This is a genomic window from Nocardioides jiangxiensis (assembly GCF_030580915.1).
GTDB lineage: Bacteria > Actinomycetota > Actinomycetes > Propionibacteriales > Nocardioidaceae > Nocardioides > Nocardioides jiangxiensis.
Genome location: NZ_JAUQTA010000001.1, coordinates 1,503,151 through 1,526,900 on the forward strand (window position 1 = coordinate 1,503,151; position 23,750 = coordinate 1,526,900).

A 23,750-nucleotide genomic window follows, 5' to 3' on the forward strand; every position below is an offset into this window, starting at 1 on the left:
CTTCGGCGGCGCTTGACTCATGGTCGCTAGCCTCACCGGGTGTGCGCCGCATCCGCTGACCGACCTTTCTTCCTGCCTGCCGAGACGACCTCTGAGGCGATCGCTCGCATCTATTCGCTGACCGGCGCTTCTGACGCGGGAACGCGTGGCGAGAAGCGTGCGATCGTGGCACTGCGCGACGCCCTCGGGCTCGACCTCGACATGGCGCGCACCAACGCGCTGATGGGTCAGCACATCGCCGCGGCGCTCGGGGTCGAGTGGCGGTCCTCCTACGCCGATCTGAACAAGGTCAACCTGGACGGCCTCAACGCCCTCCTCGAAGGAGCGACTGAGGCCTATCACTTGGGCTCGCTGCGACGCCTCATCGGCAAGAAGCCTCCCGGTCTCGACGGCCCCCAGTGGTCTGGGTTTGAGCCCGCCCAATCGAAGATCGAGGCGGTCAACCGGATCTCCAGCCTCACCCACTCAGGACCGGAATGGCTCGGTCCAGGCTCCAAGGAGCACAAGTCCGTTCTCATCAACCTGGCGGTGAACCTCGCGCCGCACATCGATCCTCGGTTGAGCAAGACCAAGTTGGGCGCCGCTCTCGCCGCCGAGTTCGGCGCTCCGTGGTCGGACGCCTGCGAGTCGACGGGAGAGACGATCTCCCTAATCGGCCTCAACACACTGCTCGCTGGCGCCGAGTTGCGCCTCGGACGCCTCGGCCAGGCTCGCAAGGGCCTGTTCGGCACCCCGCAGGAAGAAGGGATGGCGCTGGCTGGTGCCCTCCTGGACGGCTGGAGGGCCGAGCGGCAGGCCGACGGCGGTAAGCGAGTCGTGTGGGACGCGCGGCACTGCATTCAATGGATGAAAGAGCAGGGAGTATCCGAAGGGCCCAACCAGAACGAGTGGCAAGGCTTCTATTGGGAGAGTCGCGGCCGAACCTTGCTGAACTCAGCCTTCACACCTAACCCGAATCCACCCAAGATCGCCTACGGCAATACCTCCTTCGACTATTCGCTGCGCTTCGTCTGGGACCTGAAGGCTCACACCGAGTCGTGGCGGTCCCCCAGCACAGGCGCCGTCAAGAGGGGGCAGTCCGCTGCGCCGCTGAACGACCAGGAAGCCATGGAGGCGTGCGTTCGCGAGCAAGGGCTTGGGTTTCTAATGGTCGGCGGAGAGGCGATTGTCGATGAGGACCGCTCGTTCTACGACTGGCACGCCGCGTTCAAGGCGGCGGGTGGCGTGAAGTCCAGGTCGTCAAACTCGGGCAACTCGCGAGCGCGAAAGTCAGCCTTCGAGCCGCTCCACGTAGAGGCGTTCTGGTTCGACAACTCTGAGGCGCTCGAAGCCGCAAAGGCCGCCGGACAGATCACCGGCTTCGCCCAAGGCAAGCAGGCACCGGACGAGGAAGGTGGCGTCGGTCGAATCCGGAGACCGAAGTACAACCTCTCGGTCCCGAAGGCTCGTCAATCGTCGATCAACGTCGCGCGCCTCGATTGGCCCCGCTCGTAGCGGCTACCAAGGGTGACGCTCGTCGTAGTCAGCCTCCAGCCAAGGGCGGCGAATCTCCCAGCCGAAGAACACTCCGTGGCCACCGGTAGGGCTCCGGAACGCCGTGAACGCTGTCTCGACGCGCGGGCCCTTGGAATAGCCCCGGAGACCGAGAATCGCATCGGTGAACTCGATCAGCGGCCGCGGGTACAGAGTGCCGCCGTTCCGGCGGACGACGACCTTCATGGCTGCGATGGTCGTCGCCGCCTCGGGGTGAAGTGTGAGCGCCTCATCGCATGACGCTTCGTCGTAGCCGAACGCGTAACCGATCACTCCAACGCGCTTGGTGAATCCGTACTGCCGAAGGCGGGCGGCATCGTGAAGCAGTCCGCGGTCCTTGAGATAGGGCGAGAGCATCTTCCCGACCCCAAAGTCGTTCGCCCCGCCGTTGTTGCCGATGAACTCGATCTTCTTGACTTCGAGTCCCCACTCCGCGCTTCCGTCGTCCGTGGCATCGACCGTGAATACGTGATCGCACTTCGCTCTCGCGACCTTCGGGTACTTCACCCCGACACGCTCGTCAGCAGGCGTGATCAACTCGCCGGGGTGGAGAAGTGCCCACATCGCATCGATCGCATCGACGGCCTTCGTTTCGGCGAGCGACTTGAACGACACGTGGTAGACCTCGCCAGTGCGTGGGTTTGCCCTCTCGACGTCCGTTTCAAGGTCGATGTACTCAGCGGCTTCGGCGTACCGGTTGACGATGTCCTGCAACTCCACTCCCTGAGTGGATCACGACGGCCGGGAGCGCGTCCGGTGGACGCGCGCGAACCGGTCAGGGCGAGGCGACCTTTCCCCCCACTGTCCAGTCGTAGGAGAGCGGAGACAATTCCTTCTCGGTCGGGTCCCACATCCGGATGACCTTCTTCCCGCTTTTGCTGTCAACCTTGCCGTCGGCGCCGAAGCGAACTCCGGACCAGATGCCGATGACGTTCTGACCTGGGTGATCGAGCGCGTGCTCCACCTCGTTGCGCGTCACGATCACCGTCGCTCCTGCGCTCTGGGTGCCCTTCGCCTCCAGGAAGAGGACCTTTCCGTTCTTGATGGCTCGGGCGTCGAAGGGGTTCCCGATGTGCGTGTCCTGGACCAGCCACCCGGCATCCCGATAGACCTTCATCAGCCAGTTCTGCGCGGCGTCCTCGACGGCCTTGCGACGAGCGGCGTCGAGCAGACGGGCCTGACCGCTCACAACCTTGCCCGTCTTCGCCCACTTCTTCTGGAGCGTTGCGAGGTGCTCGGTCCAAAGGCGCTGCACCTCATCGCGGATGGGCTTTGACAACACCGTGCCACTGCCCTGCGGCGACCAGAAATGGCCGATCGGCACCTCGGCTTGAAGAGTCTCGATCGGCAACGCCTCTGACGGGTCGACCACCATCTCCCAGTCGACTTCGATGTAGTTGCCGGTCTTCGCGGGGTCGGCATAGTGCTCACCCTGGAAGACCTCTGACCGTGCGGTCCCGGAGGCGACAATGCCCCGCTCGCTTACCCCCTGTCGGAGCAGGAACACAGGGTCGCCGATCTTGATGCCGCTCGTCCGAATGCCTGTCGACCAGCGTCCCTTCACGATCTGACCAGCGGCAGTCGCGTCGATGGCGGCTGCAAGTTCATCCGACGGCCAGTCCCAACGCCGGGGGTTCCATGTCAGCAGTACGCCAAGGTGCACGGGAACGGGACGCACGAGGATTTTGAGCGCCTCGCGCAGCGCCTTGATTCCGTCGAGGGTCACGGTGGAGCCCCCGGCGGAGTCGGAGGCGCGTGAGTCATACGACGCCTTGAAGGGCAGGCCAGCCTTGCGAATGATCGCTTCGTTGGCGCCTGGCATCGAGGTGTACTCGACCCCGGTCTGGGCCGCTGCGGCCTTGAAGACGTGACTTGGCAATGACGACCCGGCCTTCACCCCCGGTCTGTCGATGATCCAGCGATTCAGACCGAGGATGTCTGTGATGTCGTTGAGCACATCCTGTTTCGTCGCCACGCCGCATTAGATCGCGCCGCACGTCGGTGTGTCCTGGGAACAGCCTGACGGCTCAGCAAGTTCGACCGTCATGGAGCCCAAACCCCTCAGCCCGCGCACGCATGAAAAGCGCGGGTCGTGCAGCCTCTGCGGGACCCAGGCTCGACTGACGCAGGCGCACGTTCCACCACGGGCGGCGTTCAACACTGGTCTCATGCGTCGCGGCATGATCTCGGCTGATCAACGGATTGAACTGGATCGTGGCTTGAAGGGCGGGATCCGGATTCCTGCCCACTGCGAGGCCTGTCGTTCTGCCACGTCCCCATGGGATGACGAGTACATCCGCTGGGCGAAGTTTTGGGCTGAGGGGTTGATCAGGATTCAGGGCCAAGGGGCAAACGGCATCTCAGCAACGATCCCGAACGCGCGGCCGGGCCGGTTTATCCGCGCTGCCCTGTCGGGCATGTCAGCCCTCGCCGAGCGCCTTGTGGAGACTCATCCTGCCTTCATCGCCGCTGTCCTGCGCGGAGAGGGCCAACCGCAGAGCAACAACCTCCGGTTCCTCATGGCGCTTACTCCTGTTCAGGAGAAGGTGTCTGTAGGTGGCATCCACCAGGGATGGCAAGTCCACTTTTCCACTGACGGCAGCGAGGTGGCGGCCCCCGTCTCAGCACCGTCGGCAGTCATCCACCACGCACCGCTGAGCCTGCTGCTCGTCGACGAGTCGACGGCGCGGCTCTATCCGCACGTCGACTGCACGCATTGGCTTGCCGAGAATGCCGTCGCCGTTCGGAACGACGTCAACCTGACGCTTCCTGTCGTTCGGCTGGTCTCGGAGAACAGGTGGCAGCCGGAGTCCTTCGAGGTCGTGTCCATCTAGCAGCGGCGGCCGGGCGGGACATCTGATCTGTCGGTGCCGCCTCGTAAGTTGAGGACATACACGACAATCAGGAGGAACGCGTGAGCGACGTCCCCGACGTTCCCGAGGGAAAGTCCAAGAAGCGCACCGCGATCGAGGTCGCCGGCGAGGGCGCGCTCGGGGCCATCCCATTCGTGGGGTCGCTCCTTGCTGCGACCTTGTCGACATACTTCTCTGCGACTCAGGAGAACAGGACTCGCGAGTGGATGGAGGAGATGGCTGAAGTCGTCCAGGCGCTCTTGGACCGGATCGAGAACCTGGAGGCTGAGGACCTCGCTGACAATCCTGCCTTCTACGACGCTGCTGTGGCGGCCGCGCGGATCGCGACGTCGACATCTGCGGCCGCCAAGCACGCCGCCCTCCAGAACGCCCTCTACAACGTCGGATCCGGAGATGGCTGGGACGCAGACAAGCGGGCGATCTTCTTGCGCTACGTGGACGAACTGACGCCTTCCCACATCAGCCTCCTCCGCCTCGTAGAAGACCCGCCCCGCTGGTTCGAGCGGCATGGGCTCTCCTGGCCCGGCGGCGGCCTCCTCTCGGTCGTTAAGGCAGCGTTTCCAGCCTGGGCCAACGACGAGGACTTCATCGATACGCTCGCCGCCGACCTCGCGGCTCGCGGACTTGTCGACGCCCTTCCTCTGCGCGCGATGATGACGGACAGCGGCGCGAGGGCAGGGCGCGCCAAGGCTAAGGGCCGCGAGTTCATCGGCTTCATTAGCGGCCCCTTCAACGCTGACGGGTGCCAGTGACATGTACCTGACTCCCGTACCCGGATCAGACCGCACGGCGCTTATCCAGATACTGCGAGCCGTCGAGAACAGTCTGATCAACATTCGTAGCCGATCGCATGTCCGCGCCGACCTGCTGGTCATCTACTCGCAGTGGGCAGGCGAAGCCGTGCGACTGCTGCGCGGCCACGTGCGCGACACCGACATCGACGGCCTTGTCCTGACCCGGCGCTATTGGGCCCTCCAAGCCGCTACTGCGTCGACTGATGTCGCCACGATCATCGACGTCGAGATCGATGAAAGGCGTTACGCATTCGCAGCCGCCATCGCAGAACTGGAGCGCCAACATCAAGTCGGCCTTGCTCGCTCGGGTCATGTGGTCGTGCCGGACACCAACGTCTTCTGCCAACACCCCGACAAGATCGAGGACCTCGACTTCGCTGGGCTCCTCGGTCTTCGCGACACACCGATTCGCCTCATGATCCCCATCGTTGTTATCGACGAACTTGACGCCTTGAAGGGAAAGGGCCAAGGTCCGGTCCGCTGGCGCGCGGCCTACTCGCTCGCCTTCCTAGACAAGCACCTGGACCAATCCGGCTATGGCGTCATCCGGGACGCGGACTTCTCGGCCCTTACGTCAGGCGGAATCCCGCGCGGCCGTGTTTCAGCCGAAGTGGTGCTCGATCCTCCGCGCCACGTCCGCCTACCGATTAACGACGACGAGATCATCGATCGCGCGGCCGCCATTCAGGCATCGGTAGGGAGAGAACTCACCTTGATCACCTACGACACCGGCATGTGCTTGCGCGCGCGCATCGCGGGACTGGAAGTCCACAAGGTGGTGGAAGCGCTAGACGCCGAGCCCAGACGCCAGTAGGTAATCGAAGGCGCCTGCACCCAGTAGGTAGCGTCGACAGGTATCCGGGCAGTGCCATCGACGTGGCACGCTCAAACCATGGCAAAGCCATGCGAGTCCTGGGCATCGAGCGCAGCGGCGCGAGCCGTGATGCAGGCGAACAGGCGGCGAGACACCACGCCCGAGATGGCCGTACGGCGACTCGTCCATGCGGCGGGCCTTCGGTACCGGGTCGACGCACGTCCGCTGCCGGACCTGAACCGTCGGGCGGACTTGGTCTTCGCCCGGGCGAAGGTCGCGGTGTTCATCGATGGCTGCTACTGGCACGGGTGTCCTGAGCACGGTACGAAAGCGAAGACGAACTCGGAGTACTGGTCAGACAAGATTGCCAGGAATCGCGAGAGGGACGCCGAGACTGACGCACGCCTTCGCGCAGAAGGTTGGACGGTGCTGCGTTCATGGGAACACGAGAATCCTGCCGACGTAGCGCAGCGGATCCTTGCCGTCGTTCGAGGCCCTACTTCGATCAGGTAGGGGAACCACGGCCTCAAGGTTTCGCGCAGCGAGCGAGGACGGCAAGCAGCGGGCCTGACGAGCAGCCCTGCTTGCGGCCGCCCGCCAAGCGAAGCACCCAGATCGACGTATGACTGATTGCTCGTGGTCGGGTGCTGCGGAGCCCGCCCAGATTGCCCTAAGACAGTGACTCGGGGGGCGTGACCAGGATCAGAGCCCTCGGGTCTACGTCGTCGCGAGCACGAAGAACGGGCAGTTCTGAGTCGTCGATCTGCTCGGGATCGATCAATGATGCAGCGAGCATCTGCACCTTGGCTTGCTCGACAGCCGACGCAACAGACTGCGCAGATGCAAGGGCAGCGTAGAACGACCTCGCGAAGACGATGGCTGCCGTGTCGTCGATCGTGTCAGACATGCCGATGACCACGGGAACCGTCTGAAGCAGTTCGTCCGCTCCTGCAATGCTCTCGCACGCGTTTAGAACCACCAACCGCGGCGGCTCGTCTGTCGCACCGAGAAGCCTTGCTAGAAGACCGAAGTCGATGTCCTGCCCAGCGATGTCGCCAGCCTCATTCTCCATCCAAACGCCGAGCGTGTCGGCGTGACCCGAGAAGTGCACGATGTGCGGACGGTGATCGTTGAGGCCCTCGACTAGATCCGTGAACGTGGCAGCGGGAGCGTGCTCGACAATGACGAGATCCCGATACTTCGTGCCGCGCAGTCCCTGCTTGACCTGGCGTACCTCCTGGTCAACGCGCAACCAGACTCCCTGCTGAATCACTGAACCATCCGAGTTCGTCATCGTGGTCTCGGTCGCGTCGGGATTTGCGGTGAGATAGAGGACGCGGAGTGGCTCAGGACGTGGTGGTGCGACCTCGATGAATCGGATCGAGGTGGAGGGAACGCTCGCTTTGGCCACAGCGCGCGCGTGGTTCAGTTCTTCAGTCCGAAGACGCGCGGCGTTTCGGCGGCGCGCACCCTCCGCGTTCTTCCGCTCTGTCTCCTCGGCTGTGCGGAGGGAGGTCGTCTTAGAGGCGAGGGTCTTGTCGACGGCGGCGCTGTCTTTCCGCGCCTTCGCAATCTTGCCTTCGGCGGCGGCGACCTTCTTGTCCTCCCGTTCGGCCGCCGCGAGCGCAGTGCGGACCGTCGACGCACTCTTAGACCGACCTGCCTGCTCACGCTTCTTCCGCGCGGCCTCGCGCGCAGCCGCCGCGACCTTCTCCTGCGCGGCAATCACCCTTGCGTAGCCAGCCTTCTTGTCTTCGAGACCCGCGATCTCACGACGAAGCATGTCGCTGCGCGCCACTACCCACCCCAATCTCTGCCTATCCGGTCTTCAAGGCCCACATGTTCCATGTCGACATTGCACGCACGAGTTTGAGACGGTCTCATTTTCAACCGCGGAATTTCAGATTCGGCCAGCGTCGGCAGGGCCGGGCCTCAGCGCTGCATGTCGACGAAGCGCGAGTAGTGGCCCTGGAAGGCAACCACGATGTCGCGGGTCGGACCGTTGCGGTGCTTGGCGATGATGATGTCGGCCTCACCGGGACGGGTCGACTCGCGCTCGTAGACGTCGTCGCGGTGGAGCAGGACGACCATGTCGGCGTCCTGCTCGAGGGAGCCGGACTCACGCAGGTCGGAGACCATCGGCCGCTTGTCGGCGCGCTGCTCGGGACCACGGTTGAGCTGCGAGAGCGCGATGATCGGGACCTCGAGCTCCTTGGCGAGGAGCTTGATGTTGCGGGAGAACTCCGAGACCTCGAGCTGACGGGACTCGACCTTCTTGCCCGAGCTCATCAGCTGCATGTAGTCGATGACGATGAGCTTGAGGTCGTGCTTCTGCTTGAGCCGGCGCGCCTTGGCGCGGATCTCCATCATCGTCATGTTCGGCGAGTCGTCGATGAAGAACGGCGCCGAGGAGACCTCACCCATCTTGCGCGCGATCTTCGCCCAGTCGTCGTCGGTCATCTGGCCGGTGCGGATGTGGTTGAGCGGCACCTTCGCCTCGGCGCTCAGGAGACGCATGGTGATCTCCGAGCGGTTCATCTCGAGGCTGAAGAAGCAGCTGGTCAGGTTGTTGTGGATCGACGCCGCGCGGCACAGGTCGAGCGCCAGTGTCGACTTACCCATGGCGGGTCGGGCGGCGATGATGATCATCTGGCCGGCGTGGAGGCCGTTGGTCAGCTCGTCGAACTCGGCGAAGCCCGTCGGCACGCCGTAGACGCCGGCCTCGCGGTTGCCGATCGCCTCGATCTCGTCGAGCACGCCCTCCATGACGTCGGAGAGCGGGACGTAGTCCTCCTTGCGGCTGCCATCTGCCAGGCCGTAGACCTCCGCCTGGGCCTGGTCGACGAGGCCAGCGATCTCACCCTCACCGGCGTAGCCGAGCTGGACGATCTTGGTGCCGGCGGTCACCATGCGCCGCAGGATCGCCTTCTCCTTGACGATCTCGGCGTAGTACATCGCGTTGGCCGCGATCGGCACGTTGGCCGCGAGCGTGTGCAGGTACGGCGCGCCACCGACCCGTTCCAGCTCGCCCCGGCGGCCGAGCTCGTTGGCGACCGTGATCGGGTCGGCCGGCTCGCCGCGGCTCAGCGACAGGTCGATGATCGCGTCGTAGATGACCTCGTGCGCCGGCCGGTAGAAGTCGACGCCCCGCAGGATCTCGCCGACCTCGGCCACCGCGTCCTTGGAGAGCAGCATCGATCCGAGGACGCTCTGCTCGGCCGCGTTGTCCTGCGGCGGCGTGCGGTCACCCGGACGGCGCGACGCCTCCCCCGGCTCGTACGACGCGGGGCCGTCGCCCCAGCCGTCGTCGGCCGGCTCGGGACCCAGGGGAACGGCGTCGAACTCGGTCACGCTCATGGGCTGACGGTAAGCGGTGGTCCCGATACAACCCAACTATGTGACCGCTCGTTATCCACAGACCATGTGGAGAACCTGGGTATCCCGTGGAGGACACGCGGTGAGAATGTGCACCGGCTGCGGAGAAACCTGTGGAGAACCATTCACAGACCCGCGGTATGCATGGTCTGACCTGCGGAAACGCGTGTCCACACCTGTGGAGGAAAATCAGTTCAGAGCGACGCGGACACCTCGCGACACCCGTCAGGCGCCTTGTGGGTTTGTCGACAATGCGGAAGTGACCCGCCGGTATGCACAGCTTGTCCACGGGTCGCGCGACCGCCCGTGAGCGGCACTCCCCAGTGCCGTGCGCGGCGCTGACCTGCACCGATGCTGACCGTCGTCGATAGCGTGCACCCGTGACCCGACGCCCCGAGGACCGCGCGATCCTGCGCCTCGCGTGGCCCGCGTTCCTGGCCCTGGTCGCCGAGCCCCTCTTCGTGCTCGCCGACGCGGCCGTCGTCGGACACCTCGGCACGACCCAGCTCGCCGCTGCCGGCGTCGCCGGCGCACTGATGACGACGCTGGTCGGGCTGTGCATCTTCCTCGCCTACGGCACCACCTCCTCCGTCGCCCGCAGCATCGGCGCAGGCCACACCGACCGCGCCCTCGCCCACGGCGTCGACGGGCTGTGGCTTGCGGTCGCGATCGGCATGCCCGTCTCCGCGGCCTCCTGGATGCTCGCGCCGCGGCTGGTCGACCTGCTCGGCGCGAGCGCCGTGGCCGGACCGGCCGCCACCTACCTCCGTATCGCCCTCGTCGGGACCACGCCGTTGCTGCTGATGCTCGCCGCGACCGGCGTGCTCCGCGGCCTGCAGGACACCCGCACACCGCTGCTCGCCGCCGTCGCCGGCAACGTCCTCAACGTCGCCCTGAACGTCGGCCTCGTCTACGGCATCGGCCCCGTCGACGGTCTCGGCCTGCCCGGATCCGCGCTCGGCTCCGTCCTGGCCCAGGTGGCCACGGCGACCTTCCTGGTCGGCGTCGTCGCGCGCGCGGCGCTGCGTGCAGGCGTCGACCTGGCGCCCCACCCGCGCGGGGTACTGGCGGCCGGACGCGCCGGCGTACCCCTGGTCGTGCGGACGCTCACCCTGCGCGCCGCGATCCTGCTGACCGTGTACGCCGTGGCCGCCCTGCCGGAGACGGACGGCGGGGGCGAGCACGGGCTCGCGGCCCACCAGGTCGCGATGGCGGTCTGGGGCTTCCTGGCCTACGCCCTCGACGCGATCGCCATCGCTGCTCAGGCGATCACCGGACGCGCGCTTGGCAGCGGCGACCTCGCCACGACGCGTCGGCTCACCACCCGGATGCTGCAGTGGGGCGTCGCCGCCGGTGTGGTCACCGGCCTCGGGCTCGCGGCCGCGGCACCCTGGCTCGGACGGCTCTTCACCCGCGACCGGACGGTCGACGACCTCCTGGTGCCGGTGCTGCTCGTGGCGGCCCTCGCCCAGCCGCTCGCCGGTGTCGTCTTCGTGCTCGACGGCGTGCTCATCGGTGCCGGCGACGGCCGCTACCTCGCGTGGGCCGGCACCCTGGTGCTCGCCGCCTACGCACCACTCGCCCTGCTCGCCCCGTCACTCACCTGGCTGTGGGCGGCGTTCGGGTTCGGCTTCATGGCCGCGCGTGCCGCCGTTCTGCTGCATCGGGCACGCGGCACCCGCTGGATGAGGACCGGCACTACGCTGACGCGGTGACCACCGCTGATGCCCCTGTCGTCCGGCCCCTGCTCCTGATCGGACTGGGCCTGGTCATCAACATCCTCAGCCCGCGGGTCGACGGCTGGGACGTGCTCCCCGACTGGTGTGGCTGGGTGCTGATCCTGATCGGCACCTGGGCCTTCGCCCGCCAGCTGCCGAGCGGCCGGCTGATGATCGCCGCCGCGGCCCTCGCGCTCGTGGTCTCGGCAGCCCAGTGGCCGCCCGCATGGCAGGTCGTCGACCCCGGAGCGATCGGGAGCCGTGACGTCTCCACCTCCGACGCCTCCCTGCTCTGGGCGCTGTCACTGCCGGCCCTCGCCTGGATGATCCTCTACTGCCTCGCGCTCGCCGGAGTCTCGCGTGCGGATGCCGGCACGTCGTTCTGGTGGAAGTACCTCGCCGCAGCCAACGCCGGCGCCGCCGTCCTCCCCGTCTTCGTCTACGGGGCCGGGATGAAGGGTCTCGAGGGCCTCCTGGGCGTGCTGATCCTGCTCGGGCTGATCGGCGCCACCGTCTTCAGCTTCCTCCACTCGGGGCGCGAGTGGGCCGTCGTCCGCAAGGCCTGACGGCGGCGCGCCTCGGCGTCGAAGACTTCACCCGTGGGAAGAGTTCACCGCGATGTGCCTCCGACGCGGGTGAAGGTCTTCACCCCGGCGAAGACCTTGGCCCCGAAGCAGCCCGAGGCCCGAGGCAAGAGACCCGAGACGTGAGAAGGCCCCGGCCCGCGTGATGCGGACCGGGGCCTTCCTGCGTCAGACGCTGTGTCAGGCGGCGACGACGTTGACGGTGGCCGTGGCCAGGACGTCGTCGTGCAGCTTGACGGTCACGGTGTGCGCACCGAGCGACTTGACCGCGGTCTTGACCGCGATCGTGCGCTTGTCGATGGCCTCGCCCGCGACGGCCTCGAGGGCGGTCGCGATCTCGGCAACGGTGACAGCACCGAACAGGCGGCCCTCGGCGCCGGCCTTGACCTTGACGGTCGCGGCCGAGCCCTCGAGCTTGCCCTTGATCTCCTCAGCGTGACCGAGGTCGCGGGCGGCACGCGCGGTGCGGGCAGCCTTGATCGACTCGACGGTCTTCTCCGCGCCGCGCGTCCACGCGATCGCGAAGCCCTGCGGGAGGAGGAAGTTGCGGGCGTAACCGCCACGCACCTCGACGACGTCACCAGCGGAACCGAGACCGGTGACTTCCTGGGTCAGGATGATCTTCGCCATTTCTACAGTCCCCTTTCTCAGCGACCGGTGGACGTGTAGGGCAGGAGCGCCATCTCGCGGGCGTTCTTGATCGCGGTGGCGATGTCACGCTGCTCCTGGACGGAGACGCCGGTGACACGACGCGCGCGGATCTTGCCGCGGTCGGAGATGAACTTGCGGAGAAGAGCGGTGTCCTTGTAGTCGACCTTGGTGACACCCGCCGCCTTGAGCGGGTTCGCCTTCTTCTTCGGCTTGCGAATAACAGGCTTCGCCATTGTGGTGCTTCCTTTCGAGAAAGCCCGGCTCACGCCGGAATGGTGATGATGAGTGGAGTCAGGCGCTCATGCGCCCGACGGGGAATCAGAACGGGGGCTCGTCGCCGCCGACGCCGGGAGCACCCCACGGGTCGTTCTGCTGCGGGGCGGGGGCCGCCGGAGCACCCCAACCACCCTGGCCGCCCTGGGCCGGCGCCGCGGGCGTCGCCCACGGGTCGTCGGCCGGAGCGCCGCCACCAGCAGGACCACCCTGCGGAGCGCCGCCGCCGAAGCCACCGCCGCCGCCACCCTGACGGGTGGTGCGGGAGACCTTGGCGGTCGCGTACTTCAGGGACGGACCGACCTCTTCGACCTCGATCTCGAAGACGGTCCGCTTCTGGCCCTCGCGGTCCTCGTAGGACCGGGCCTTCAGGCGACCCTGCACGACGACACGCATGCCGCGCTGCAGGGACTCGGCAACGTTCTCCGCAGCCTGGCGCCACACCGAGCAGGAGAGGAACAGCGCGTCGCCGTCCTTCCACTCGTTGGTCTGGCGGTCGAACGTGCGGGGGGTCGACGCGATGCGGAAGTTCGCGACTGCAGCGCCCGAGGGCGTGAAGCGGAGCTCCGGGTCGTCGACCAGGTTGCCAACTACCGTGATGACGGTCTCGCCTGCCATGTCAGGTCCCTTTTCTGATTCGTGGATGTCTGTGCCAACAGATCTTGGTGGTCACCACCGACAAAGCGGTAGGGGCCGGCCAGAATCAGGCGTTGGCGCGAAGGACCTTGGTGCGGAGGATCGACTCGTTGAGGGAGAGCTGGCGCTCGAACTCCTTGACGGTCGCCGGCTCGGCGTTCAGGTTGAGGACGGCGTAGATGCCTTCCTCGTTCTTCTTGATCTCGTACGCCAGACGGCGACGACCCCAGACGTCCACGTTGTCGACGGTGCCACCGTCGTTGCGGATGACGTTCAGGTACTTGTCGAGGGACGGCTCGATGGTCCGCTCGTCAAGGCTCGGGTCGAGAATGACCATGACCTCGTAAGCACGCATAGCTGTCTCCACCTCCTCTGGACTCGGCGGCCACGGGATTTCCGTGGCAGGAGGGCTAGTGCGATGTCCCGTGCCGGATATGCCGACAAAGGACAGGGAAGGCTATCAAGCCGGCGCCTCAGCCGCCCAATCGTCAGGGCACCGTCGGAGGGCCTTCCTAGACTCCTCCCCATGAGCAGCAGCGCCCGCCTCGGAGCCCACGTCGACCAGGCCGACCCCATCGCGGAGGCGAGGGCGCGCGCCACCGACGTCGTGCAGTTCTTCCTCGGCGACCCGCAGTCCTACAAGGGCCCCGAGATCCGGTACGCCGGAGGGGCCGAGGGTCTCAGGGCCGACGCCGAGGCGGCTGGCGTCGACCTCTACGTGCACGCGCCGTACCTGATCAACGTCGCGACCACCAACAACCGCCTGCGCATCCCCAGCCGCAAGCTCCTGCAGTCCCACATGGACGCGGCCGCGAGCATCGGCGCGAAGGGCCTGATCGTGCACGGCGGCCATCTCAAGGACGACGAGGACCCCGCGATCGGCTTCACCAACTGGCGCAAGGCGGTCGAGGCGACCGACATCAAGGTGCCGCTGCTGATCGAGAACACCGCCGGCGGCGAGAACGCCATGACCCGGCGGCTCGAGGCGATCAAGGGCGTGTGGGGCGCGATCGAGGGCACCGCGCAGGCCGACCTGGTCGGCTTCTGCCTCGACACCTGCCACGCCCACGCGGGCGGCAACCCGCTGGAGACGATCGTCGACGACGTCCGCGCCATCACGGGCCGCATCGACCTGGTCCACGCCAACGACAGCCGCGACGGCTTCGACTCCGGCGCCGACCGCCACGCCAACCTCGGCGCGGGCCACATCGACCCCGACCTGCTCGCGCAGGTGATCCGCGACGCCGGTGCCCCCGTGGTGCTCGAGACCCCGGGCGGTGCCGCCGAGCACACGACCGACCTTGCCTGGCTGCGGCAGCGCTGGTGAGCGGAGCGTTCGTCACGCCCACGCCACCCGCAGGCTGCCGTCAGGACACCGTGCGCGGATAGCCTGCGCCCCATGAGCCTCACGCTGTACGTCGACGGCGCGCGGCTGCGAGGGCACCTCACCGCAGTCACCGACCGCCTGCCCGACCTGGTGCCCCTCGTGCGCGGCAACGGCTCCGGGCTGGGCAACAGCCGGCTCGCCCTCGAGGCGCAGCGGATCGGCGCCGACGTCCTCGCGGTCGGCACCGCCGACGAGTGCGGCCAGGTCGCGGGACTCTTCGACGGCGACCTGCTGGTCCTCGCGCCGTACCGGCCGTTCGCACCGAAGGCGGATGTCTCGCGCGAGCGGCTGGTCCACACCGTCAGCCGGCTCGACGACCTCGACGACCTCCTGGAGGCCGATCCGACGGCCCGGCTCGTGCTGGCCCGGATGACCTCGACCCGGGTGCACGGACTCTCGGCACGCGAGCTGCGCGCAGCCGCCCACCGGCTCACCGAGGCCGGCGCGGGCACCCCGGCCGGCCCCACCCTCGAAGGCGTGCTGCTCGCCTTCCCCGCCGCGGGGCCGGGCCGGCTCACCGAGTTGCACCGCCTGGGCCACGACGTCCACGCCAGCGGGTTGCCCACGACGACCCTCTGGGTCACCAACCTCGGCGAGCCCGAGGTCCTCGCGGCGCGCGGCGCCTGGCCCGACCTGCACGTGCGGCCGCTGCTCGGCGACGAGCTGTGGCTGGGCGACGAGGGTGCGTTCTCGGTGCGGGCCCACGTGCTCGACCTGCACCGGCTGGAGCGCGGCTCGACGTTCGGCGAGCACGGCCGCGCCATCCCGCGCCGGGGCCACCTGGTGGTCCTCTCCGGAGGCATGGCCCACGGCATCGGCCTCGAGCCGCCCACCGCCGACCTGAGCCTGAAGGCCCGTGCCACCTCGCTGGCACGCGGCAGCCTCGACGCGGCCGGGCTCGTGCGGTCGCCGTACGTCGTCGACGGGAAGCAGCGCTACTTCGCCGAGCCGCCCCACATGCAGGCGTCGGTGGTCTACCTCCCGGAGGAGGCGCACGTGCCGGAGATCGGCGCCGAGGTCGAGCTCCGGGTCCGCTTCTCGACCACGACGTTCGACCGCACGATCGTCAGCTGAGCACCGGATCCGGGTCGCCCGCACGCACGACGTCGTACGCCGGCTCGCGGATGTCGCGGATCACGATCGCCACCAGGTAGACCTCTGCCAGCACGCGGACCAGGATCACCAGCCAGTAGAAGACCGGCTGGGTGCCGCCGCCGGGGTCGAGCTGGCCGTCGAGGTACCACCAGACGCCGGCGAAGTAGAGCAGCTCGCCGGCCTGCCAGACCAGCTGGTCGCGCCAGCGCGGCCGGGCCAGGACGGCCAGGGGCAGCAGCCAGAGCACGTACTGCGGCGAGTAGACCTTGTTGAGGATCAGGAAGCCCGCGACGACGAGGAGGCCGAGCTGCGCGAGGCGCGGCGTCGAGGGAGCCCGCAGGCCGATGACCAGCACGACCACGCACCAGGCGGCGAAGCCCAGCAACGACACGTCGTTGACCAGCTTCGTGCCCACCGGCACGCCGGCCTGTGACAGGACGAGCCACAGGCTGCCGAGGTCCGCGCCACGGTCGTTGTTGAAGCGCCAGAAGTGCAGCCACTCGTCCCAGCCGGTCAGCATCGCCGGGAGGTTCGCCAGCACCCAGGCGGCGAACGTCGCGCCGACCACGCGGGCGAGGGTGCCCCAGGAGCGCGACCGGAGGCAGATCACCGCGATTCCGCCGAGCAGGAAGAGCGGATAGAGCTTGGTGGCGCACCCGAGCCCGATGAGGACGCCGGTGAGCACGGGCCTGCGGCGGGCCCACGCCAGCAGCGCACCCGCCACCAGGGCGACAGCGAGGAGGTCCCAGTTGACCAGCGCGTTGACGACCAGCACCGGCGAGGCAGCGAAGAGTGCCGCGTCGTAGGGCCGGTGGCGGTGCACCCGGGCAAGGGCAGCTGCCGCCGCGAGGGTGGCGAGCGCCAGGCCGAGGGTGGTCGCGACGACGAAGCCGCGCTGCTCGTCGAGGACGCCGGGCTGGCGCAGCAGGTCACCTGTGCCGACATCGGCCCGCGCCGCGACCGAGCCGCTGCCCACCAGCCAGTGGGAGACGTGCGCGGCCGCCCACGCGGCGTACGCGATGCCGACGGGGTACTCCATGACCTCGTACTTCGCGCGGACCTCGGCATCGTCGTCGTAGGGCCAGAGGAGCTCGGCGAACCCGCGACCCGTGTACAGGTAGGGCACGTCGGAATAGCACATCTTGACGTAGCGGTCGTGGCCGTCGCCCCAGTCCTCCGACCAGCACGGCTGCTTCTGCAGCATGCCCAGCGCGAACGCCAGGGTGGCCAGGGCGAGCACCACCCGCACGGGCGTCCACCACCGTGCGGGACGCGCGTGGCGGCCGAGCGGCCCGCCGATGCCCTCGCTCAACGCGGTCACGACCGGGTCGTCGAGCGAGGGCGCGACACGCTGGGTCACGGGCCGGGCGGCCCGTTGCCGTTGCCCGCGGGGCTGGCGGAGGCGGTCGTCGTGTCCGTCGGGCTGGGGCTGCACGTGGCCGGAGGGAGGAGCTCGTTGCACGGGTCCTTCGGCGGCGGCACGTTCTTGGTCGGGGACTGCGTCGGGGTCGGGCTCGCCGTCGCCGTCTTGCTGGCCTTGGCCGTGGCGGTCGCGGTCGCGGTCTTGGCCGGCGCGACGCAGTCGTCCACCGAGGGCTTCTGGCCGCTCTTGCAGGTCGGCGCCTTGTTCGGCTTCGGCGCGTGGCCCGACTCCGGCGCGTCACCGTCGACGTACGCCGGCGGCGGCAGGGGCAGGACCGGCTCACCGTCGAGCGCCTCGCGCATCGCGGCGGCCCAGGTCATGGCCGGGTAGTGCCCACCGAACTCGCTGGAGATGTAGCCCGCGAGCGGGAGCGGCTGGCCGCGGTCGCCGGTGCGGTTGTACATGACCGCGGTGGAGAGCTGCGGGGTGAAGCCGACGAACCACGCCGACGAGGTGAAGTCGTGACCACCGTTGGGGTCCTCGGACGTCGCGGTGCCGGTCTTGCCGGCCGCCGGGCGACCGAGGGCGCCCGCGGCGGTGCCGGTACCCGACTTGATCACCTGCTGCATGGCGTAGGTGACGTCGGCGGCGACGTCCTCACGGATCGCCTCGTGGGTCTGGGTGCGGTGCTTGTAGAGCACCTTGCCGTCGCGGTCGACCACCTTGTCGATGACGTACAGCTTCGCCGCCTGGCCCTTGTTGGCGATGGAGGCGTAGGCGTTGGCCATGTTGACCGGCGCGATCGTGGCCGAGCCGAGCGCGATGCCGGACACCGCGTCGAGGCCGGGCGACTTGTACATGTTGTTGACGCTGTTCTTGTCGGTCGCCTTCGGGATCCCCAGCGCGTAGGCGGTGTTGCGGATCTTGTCCGGGCCGTCCGGGATCGACATCGTCAGGTCGGCGAAGGCCGAGTTGATCGACTGCTCGGTCGCCTTGATCAGGTTGACCGGGCCCCAGTCGTGGCCGGCGTCCTCGTTGGAGACGAAGGCGCCGGTGCCCTGGCCGTTGTAGTAGTACGGCGAGTTGCCGTCGAAGGTGTCCTTCAGCGAGTAGCCCGCCTCGAGGCCCGCCGCCAGCGCGAACGGCTTGAACGAGGAGCCGACCTTGTCACCGGCGAGGGCCCAGTTGAGCTGCGACTTCAGGTAGTCCTGGCCGCCGTAGAACCCGCGCAGGGCGCCGGTGCCGGGCTCGACGTTGGCGATCGCGGTGTGCAGCTGGTCGAGCCCCTTCGGCCGGATCTCGTTGATCGCGTCCTCGTCGGCCTTCATGACCTTCTTGTCGAGGGTCGTGTAGACCTTCAGGCCGCCGCCGTCGATCTCGCTCTCCGTGGCGACGCCCAGGCGCAGGAGCTCGCTCTTGACGAGCGACATCGCGTGGCCGCGCTGCCCGGAGAAGACGCTGCCCGACCTGTTCGCCGTGAAGTGGGGAAGCTGCTTGCCGGCCTCGTCGGCCTCGATGCGGGTGATCTTGCCCATCGACACCATGCCGTTGAGCACGCGGTTCATGCGCTCGAGCAGGGCGGCGGCGTTGGCCTTGCCGTTGTCGGGGTTGTAGAGCGTGGGGTTGTTGAGGATCGAGGCGAGCATGACGCCCTGGCGCAGGTTCAGGTCCTTGGCGTCCTCGTGGAACCAGCTGGCCGACGCCGCCTGGATGCCGTAGGCGCCACGGCCGAAGTAGATGGTGTTGAGGTAGCCCTCGAGCACCTCCTGCTTCGACATCTCGCGGTTGATCTTCTTCGCGACGATCGCTTCCTTGATCTTCCGCTTGTAGGAGTGCTCCGACGAGAGGTAGAGGATCTTCACGTACTGCTGCGTGATCGTCGAGGCGCCCTGGGTGTCGTTGCCCTTGGCGTTGGAGAGGGCCGCGCGGAGGATGCCCTTGAGGTCGATGCCGCCATTGGTCCAGAAGGTGCGGTCCTCGGCGGCGACGACGGCGTCCTTCACGACCTGCGGCATCTCCGAGTACGGGATGCGGTCGCGCTTCTGCAGCGCGAACTGCCCGACCTCCTGCTTGCCGCCCCGGTAGTAGACGTGGGTCGTCTCGGTCTCGAAGTCCTTGTTGGGGTTCGGGACGTCGATCGACTTGTAGAGCACCGCGACCAGCAGCACGCCGAGCAGCGCGAGCACCACGCCGATGATCAGCACCGGCTTGACGAGACGGCGCAGCCTCGATGCTGACGGGGTCGAACGCTTGCCCTGTGCTGCCACTGACGGCCTCCGCGAATCCTGCCGGCGCCCGCCGTACGCCGCGGCGTACGGGTGGCCGGTCCTGCTGGGTGTGCGCTGGACAGGGTACGCGGCGCCGGCACGGGCGCCAGGGGGGCGCGCGAGCGGCCGCCGCGACAGGGAGCGGACTCGTTGCACTCCCCAAGGACACGCCCGGGGTTCACGTCACATTCACCTGGCAGCGATATATCGCTACGATAGATCGCATGGCACGGCGTGGAGACACCATCGAGTTGGCAGTCCTGGGACTGCTGCACGAGTCACCCATGCACGGCTACGAGCTCCGCAAGCGTCTGAACCTCATGCTCGGATGGCGGAGCCTGCTCTCCTACGGATCGCTCTACCCGGCGCTCAAGAAGATGCTGCGCGCCGGCTGGATCGAGGAGCACACGGTCCTCAGCGGCTCGACGAGCCGCCGGCCCCGGATCGTCTACCAGCCCACGGAGGCGGGTCGCGCCGAGTTCGTGCGGCTGATGTCCGAGGCCGGGCCCAGTGCCTGGGAGGACGACAACTTCGACATCCGCTTCGCCTTCTTCTCCTCGACCGACATGGAGATCCGGCTGCGGGTGCTCGAGGGGCGCCGGATGCGCCTGCAGGAGCGCCTCGAGCGCGTGCAGGGTCAGCTGTCGCTCACCCAGAAGGAGATGGACCGCTACGCCGCGGAGCTCCAGCGCCACGGCGTGGAGCAGGTGGAGCGAGAGGTCCACTGGCTCTCCGAGCTGATCCAGGCCGAGCGCGCCGGCACGACTGCACCCCAGCAGCCGCCCGCCGCCAAGGCCTGAGCCAGACCTGAACAGACCAACAATCACTCGCAACAACGAGCAGGAAGAGGAAACGATGGGTTCCGTACGTGTAGGCATCGTGGGAGTCGGCAACTGCGCCACCTCCCTGGTCCAGGGTGTGGAGTACTACAAGGACGCCGACCCGCAGGGCACCGTCCCGGGTCTCATGCACGTCACGTTCGGCGACTACCACGTCTCCGACGTGAAGTTCGTTGCGGCGTTCGACGTCGACGCCAAGAAGGTCGGCTTCGACCTCTCGGAGGCGATCGGCAACTCCGAGAACAACACGATCAAGATCACCGACGTCCCGCCGACCGGCGTGACCGTCCTCCGCGGCCCGACCCTCGACGGTCTCGGCAAGTACTACAAGGAGACGATCGAGGAGTCGACCGAGCCGGCCGTCGACGTCGTCCAGGCGCTCAAGGACGCCGAGGTCGACGTCCTCGTCTCCTACCTCCCGGTGGGTTCGGAGGAGGCCGACAAGTTCTACGCCCAGTGCGCGATCGACGCCGGCGTGGCCTTCGTCAACGCCCTCCCCGTCTTCATCGCCTCCGACCCGGAGTGGGCCAAGAAGTTCGAGGACGCCGGCGTCCCGATCGTCGGCGACGACATCAAGTCCCAGGTCGGCGCCACCATCACGCACCGCGTGATGGCGAAGCTCTTCGAGGACCGCGGCGTCGTGCTGGACCGCACCTACCAGCTCAACGTCGGCGGCAACATGGACTTCAAGAACATGCTCGAGCGCGAGCGCCTGGAGTCCAAGAAGGTCTCCAAGACCCAGGCCGTCACGTCCAACCTCAACGGCCCGCTGGCCGGCAAGGTCTACGACAAGAACGTCCACATCGGTCCGTCGGACTACGTCGCCTGGCTCGACGACCGCAAGTGGGCCTACGTCCGCCTCGAGGGTCGCGCCTTCGGTGACGTCCCGCTCAACCTCGAGTACAAGCTCGAGGTCTGGGACTCCCCGAACTCGGCCGGCATCATCATCGACGCCGTCCGCGCCGCGAAGATCGCCAAGGACCGCGGCCAGGGTGGTCCCGTCATCGCCGCGTCGGCGTACCTGATGAAGTCGCCGCCGCAGCAGATCGCCGACGACCTCGGTCGCGCGATGCTCGAGTCGTTCATCAAGGGCGAGTGAAGCGAGGCGCCGGCGAGCCTGCTCGTCCGTGCGCCGGGAGAGCGCGCCCGCTGCCGCAGGCAGCAGGGCGCGTGAGCTCCACTTCCTGAGTGACAGCGAAGCCGCCGGTTCCCTTCGGGGAGCCGGCGGCTTCGTCCTTGGCGGGAACGGGGCTCAGGCCTCGGCCTCGGCCTTGAGCCGGGTCAGCGTCTCGCGCATGCCGGCCTCGACCACGCCGTCGAACTTCTCGGTGCCGCCCATCGCCAGCTTCTGCGAGTACGCCGACACCGGCGACAGGCCGTCAGGAGCGGTCCGGCTGTGGCGCACGTGCGTGCCGCCGTCGGCGGTGGGCGTGAGCTCGAAGCTCCAGTGGAGCCAGTTGTCGGCGACCCGGAAGGCGACCTGCTGCTCGGGCTCGAAGACGGTCACCCGGGAGAAGGTCGGCCAGAACTTCCAGCCGTTGCGGTTGAGGTTCACCATGCGTGCGCCGGCGCGGGTCGAACCACCCGGGATGAGCGTCTTCACGACCTGGGGGCTCCAGCTGGCCATGCGCGGCAGGTCGGAGATCATGCTCCAGACCACGGCAGGCGGGGCGGCGATGTCGGTCTCGGCGACGAGGGTCGGTGCGTCGAAAGGCATGCCGTCACGCTAGCCGCGGGGATCGGCGCCGGCGTCCACCCACAGGAGGAGATCCCGACCGGGTCCGGGCATGTTGTCGGGGCGTTCACCGCAGGTCCAGCGGATGGTTCCCGGATCCTCGGTCTGGCCTGCGAGAACGGCCGCGTGGTGACGATGACCCGCCGTACGGCGGTGCAGACAGGCCTCTACGGCGTCGGTGCGGTGGCACTGACCGGCGCGACGGGCGGCTGGTCGCGGACAGCCGACGAGACGGAGCGGCAGCCGGTCTTCGCGCGCGGCACGACGCTCGACAGCACCATCGCCGCCACGGGGCGGACGGGCTATCGGCGGCTCGCCTCCCGCGACGGGGAGCCGGTGGTCGTCCGTCACGACCTGGCGGCGGCGCGGCCGGGGCGGACCGAGCGGCGGACCGGACTGGCGGCGGTGGTCCAGGTCACCGACCTGCACATCGTCGACACCCAGAACCCGATGCGGTGGGAGTACCTCGACGGCAAGGTCGGCACGGCGTACCGGCCGCAGGAGCTGCTCGGGCCGCAGGGCGCCAACGCCCTGGTCGGCGCCATCAACGGGCTGGCCGTCGGACCGCTGACCGGTCGGCCGCTGGATGCCGTGATCGCGACCGGCGACACCACCGACAACCACAGCGGCACCGAGCTGGACGTGCTCCTCAGCGTGCTCGCAGGTGGCCGCGTGCATCCCGACAGCGGGGGCGCGTCGTACGAGGGCGTGGCCAACGCAGGACTCTGGCGCCACTGGCAGCCGGGGTCGGAGGCCGAGGACCGCTACGCGAAGGCGGGCTTCCCCCACCTGCCCGACCTGCTGGACGCCGCGATGCGCCCGTTCTACGCCCCCGGGCTGGCGGTGCCGTGGCTGATGACGATGGGCAACCACGACGACACGGTCATGGGCACCCTGATGACCCGGCCGTTCGCCGCCGAGTGGGCCACGGGCTCGCGCAAGCTCTACGGCGCGAACGGCGACGCCACCGTCTTCCTCGCACAGCTCGCCAGCTGCACCGAGCTGGATCCGCGGCACGTCGACCAGGCCTCCGGCCTCCTCGAGGACCTGGCCCGACGTGGCGACGTCCGCTCCGTCACCGCAGACCCGCGTCGGGCACCCTTCACCACCGAGGAGTACCTCGCCGCGCTGCGCTCGCCGCGCTTCACCGGCGCGGGCCCGGTCGGACACGGGTACGACGCCGACGCGGACGCCACGCGCCTCCACTACGTCCACCGGCTCGGCGAGACGGTCGTCGCGGTCAGCCTCGACACCACCAACCAGGCCGGCGGCGCGGACGGCTCGATCGGCGCGGCGCAGCTGGCCTGGCTCGACCGGACCCTCGCCGCGCACGCGGACGACCACGTGCTGGTCTTCAGCCACCACCCGTCCTGGACGATGTCCAACCTCGTGCCGGACCCGCGGCTCCCCGACGAGGCTCGCCACGGCGGCGGCGCCGTACTCGACCTCCTGCACCGGCACCCGAACGTGCTGGCCTGGGTCACCGGTCACTGCCACAGCAACACGATCAAGCCGCGACGGCACCGGGACCCGAAGCGGTCCTTCTGGGAGGTCAACACCGTCTCCCACATCGACGCGCCGCAGCAGGCCCGGATCATCGAGGTCGCGGCCAACGGCGACGGCACCGTCTCGCTGCTGACCACCATGCTGGATGCGGACTCACCGCTGCGTCCGTCGTACGAGGACCTCTCGACCGCCTCACTGGCCGGCCTCTACCGCGAGCTGGCGTTCAACGACCTCGGCCAGCGGGAGCGCGGCGGCGACCCGGCCGATCGCAACGCGGAGCTGGTGCTCGTCGACCCGTTCTCCTGAG

23 protein-coding genes are annotated in these 23,750 nt (G+C 68.2%); 12 read left to right on the forward strand and 11 right to left on the reverse strand.

Annotated elements, in window-relative coordinates:
- The first annotated feature begins 39 nt into the window (after positions 1-39).
- On the forward strand, positions 40-1,494 hold the full coding sequence (locus tag Q5722_RS07310) for a hypothetical protein (RefSeq protein WP_305027552.1): 1,455 nt from the start codon (positions 40-42) through the stop codon (positions 1,492-1,494).
- Between the two features lie 3 nt (positions 1,495-1,497).
- On the opposite strand, the gene Q5722_RS07315 is transcribed toward Q5722_RS07310, so the two are convergent.
- Positions 1,498-2,253 carry a hypothetical protein gene (locus Q5722_RS07315; RefSeq protein WP_305027553.1) on the reverse strand — a complete coding sequence of 252 codons (756 nt, stop codon included), beginning with the start codon at positions 2,251-2,253 and terminating at the stop codon, positions 1,498-1,500.
- A gap of 55 nt (positions 2,254-2,308) precedes the next feature.
- The gene (locus Q5722_RS07320) at positions 2,309-3,508 is read right to left on the reverse strand and encodes a protein NO VEIN domain-containing protein (RefSeq protein ID WP_305027554.1); all 1,200 of its coding nucleotides are present in this window, start codon (positions 3,506-3,508) and stop codon (positions 2,309-2,311) included.
- Between the two features lie 193 nt (positions 3,509-3,701).
- Here Q5722_RS07320 and Q5722_RS07325 point away from each other — a divergent pair, with 193 nt between their 5' ends.
- From Q5722_RS07325 to Q5722_RS07340, 4 genes are all read left to right on the forward strand, one after another.
- A complete protein-coding gene (locus Q5722_RS07325; protein ID WP_305027555.1) occupies positions 3,702-4,367 on the forward strand; it encodes a hypothetical protein in 666 nt (221 codons plus the stop codon).
- Positions 4,368-4,447: 80 nt separating this feature from the next.
- Positions 4,448-5,158, forward strand: a complete 711-nt coding sequence (locus Q5722_RS07330) for a hypothetical protein (protein ID WP_305027556.1) — start codon at positions 4,448-4,450, stop codon at positions 5,156-5,158.
- Position 5,159: 1 nt separating this feature from the next.
- The gene (locus Q5722_RS07335; protein ID WP_305027557.1) at positions 5,160-6,014 is read left to right on the forward strand and encodes a PIN domain-containing protein; all 855 of its coding nucleotides are present in this window, start codon (positions 5,160-5,162) and stop codon (positions 6,012-6,014) included.
- 78 nt (positions 6,015-6,092) lie between these two features.
- The gene (locus Q5722_RS07340) at positions 6,093-6,527 is read left to right on the forward strand and encodes a very short patch repair endonuclease (RefSeq protein ID WP_305027558.1); all 435 of its coding nucleotides are present in this window, start codon (positions 6,093-6,095) and stop codon (positions 6,525-6,527) included.
- Between the two features lie 157 nt (positions 6,528-6,684).
- On the opposite strand, the gene Q5722_RS07345 is transcribed toward Q5722_RS07340, so the two are convergent.
- Both Q5722_RS07345 and dnaB read right to left on the reverse strand, forming a co-directional pair.
- Complete coding sequence (locus Q5722_RS07345; protein WP_305027559.1) at positions 6,685-7,812, reverse strand: CHAT domain-containing protein; 1,128 nt, start codon at positions 7,810-7,812, stop codon at positions 6,685-6,687.
- Positions 7,813-7,946: 134 nt separating this feature from the next.
- Complete coding sequence (gene dnaB, locus Q5722_RS07350) at positions 7,947-9,371, reverse strand: replicative DNA helicase (protein WP_305027560.1); 1,425 nt, start codon at positions 9,369-9,371, stop codon at positions 7,947-7,949.
- 398 nt (positions 9,372-9,769) lie between these two features.
- On the opposite strand from dnaB, the gene Q5722_RS07355 reads away from it, so the two are divergent.
- Together Q5722_RS07355 and Q5722_RS07360 are read left to right on the forward strand one after the other, a co-directional pair.
- Positions 9,770-11,104, forward strand: a complete 1,335-nt coding sequence (locus tag Q5722_RS07355; protein WP_305027561.1) for an MATE family efflux transporter — start codon at positions 9,770-9,772, stop codon at positions 11,102-11,104.
- The gene (locus Q5722_RS07360; RefSeq protein ID WP_305027562.1) at positions 11,101-11,673 is read left to right on the forward strand and encodes a hypothetical protein; all 573 of its coding nucleotides are present in this window, start codon (positions 11,101-11,103) and stop codon (positions 11,671-11,673) included. Before Q5722_RS07355 ends, Q5722_RS07360 begins: the two co-directional genes overlap by 4 nt.
- Before the next feature lie 198 nt (positions 11,674-11,871).
- Here Q5722_RS07360 and rplI read toward each other — a convergent pair whose 3' ends face one another.
- The 4 genes from rplI to rpsF form a co-directional block, all read right to left on the reverse strand.
- Positions 11,872-12,321, reverse strand: coding sequence for a 50S ribosomal protein L9 (rplI, locus tag Q5722_RS07365; RefSeq protein WP_305027563.1), 450 nt, complete (start codon positions 12,319-12,321; stop codon positions 11,872-11,874).
- A gap of 17 nt (positions 12,322-12,338) precedes the next feature.
- Positions 12,339-12,575 (reverse strand): 30S ribosomal protein S18, encoded by a 237-nt coding sequence (rpsR, locus tag Q5722_RS07370; protein ID WP_107701205.1) that lies wholly within the window; start codon positions 12,573-12,575, stop codon positions 12,339-12,341.
- An 85-nt stretch (positions 12,576-12,660) separates the two neighbouring features.
- On the reverse strand, positions 12,661-13,233 hold the full coding sequence (locus Q5722_RS07375) for a single-stranded DNA-binding protein (protein ID WP_305027564.1): 573 nt from the start codon (positions 13,231-13,233) through the stop codon (positions 12,661-12,663).
- An 85-nt stretch (positions 13,234-13,318) separates the two neighbouring features.
- Positions 13,319-13,606, reverse strand: a complete 288-nt coding sequence (rpsF, locus tag Q5722_RS07380) for a 30S ribosomal protein S6 (RefSeq protein ID WP_305027565.1) — start codon at positions 13,604-13,606, stop codon at positions 13,319-13,321.
- A 171-nt stretch (positions 13,607-13,777) separates the two neighbouring features.
- Here rpsF and Q5722_RS07385 point away from each other — a divergent pair, with 171 nt between their 5' ends.
- Both Q5722_RS07385 and Q5722_RS07390 read left to right on the forward strand, forming a co-directional pair.
- Entirely contained in the window at positions 13,778-14,578 is an 801-nt protein-coding gene (locus Q5722_RS07385) for a deoxyribonuclease IV (protein WP_305027566.1), read from the forward strand.
- A 72-nt stretch (positions 14,579-14,650) separates the two neighbouring features.
- Positions 14,651-15,712 (forward strand): alanine racemase, encoded by a 1,062-nt coding sequence (locus tag Q5722_RS07390; RefSeq protein WP_305027567.1) that lies wholly within the window; start codon positions 14,651-14,653, stop codon positions 15,710-15,712.
- Here the strand turns inward: Q5722_RS07390 and Q5722_RS07395 are convergent.
- Together Q5722_RS07395 and Q5722_RS07400 are read right to left on the reverse strand one after the other, a co-directional pair.
- Positions 15,705-17,093 carry a glycosyltransferase family 87 protein gene (locus Q5722_RS07395; protein ID WP_305027568.1) on the reverse strand — a complete coding sequence of 463 codons (1,389 nt, stop codon included), beginning with the start codon at positions 17,091-17,093 and terminating at the stop codon, positions 15,705-15,707. The two genes, Q5722_RS07390 and Q5722_RS07395, sit on opposite strands and share 8 nt — an antisense overlap.
- Positions 17,090-19,363 (reverse strand): transglycosylase domain-containing protein, encoded by a 2,274-nt coding sequence (locus Q5722_RS07400; protein ID WP_305027569.1) that lies wholly within the window; start codon positions 19,361-19,363, stop codon positions 17,090-17,092. Before Q5722_RS07400 ends, Q5722_RS07395 begins: the two co-directional genes overlap by 4 nt.
- 224 nt (positions 19,364-19,587) lie before the next feature.
- Here Q5722_RS07400 and Q5722_RS07405 point away from each other — a divergent pair, with 224 nt between their 5' ends.
- Together Q5722_RS07405 and Q5722_RS07410 are read left to right on the forward strand one after the other, a co-directional pair.
- Positions 19,588-20,163 carry a PadR family transcriptional regulator gene (locus tag Q5722_RS07405; RefSeq protein WP_305027570.1) on the forward strand — a complete coding sequence of 192 codons (576 nt, stop codon included), beginning with the start codon at positions 19,588-19,590 and terminating at the stop codon, positions 20,161-20,163.
- 55 nt (positions 20,164-20,218) lie between these two features.
- Positions 20,219-21,301 carry an inositol-3-phosphate synthase gene (locus tag Q5722_RS07410; protein WP_305027571.1) on the forward strand — a complete coding sequence of 361 codons (1,083 nt, stop codon included), beginning with the start codon at positions 20,219-20,221 and terminating at the stop codon, positions 21,299-21,301.
- A 153-nt stretch (positions 21,302-21,454) separates the two neighbouring features.
- On the opposite strand, the gene Q5722_RS07415 is transcribed toward Q5722_RS07410, so the two are convergent.
- Positions 21,455-21,919, reverse strand: coding sequence for an SRPBCC family protein (locus Q5722_RS07415; protein WP_305027572.1), 465 nt, complete (start codon positions 21,917-21,919; stop codon positions 21,455-21,457).
- A 153-nt stretch (positions 21,920-22,072) separates the two neighbouring features.
- On the opposite strand from Q5722_RS07415, the gene Q5722_RS07420 reads away from it, so the two are divergent.
- On the forward strand, positions 22,073-23,749 hold the full coding sequence (locus tag Q5722_RS07420) for a TIGR03767 family metallophosphoesterase (RefSeq protein ID WP_305028346.1): 1,677 nt from the start codon (positions 22,073-22,075) through the stop codon (positions 23,747-23,749).
- Position 23,750: the final 1 nt, after the last annotated feature.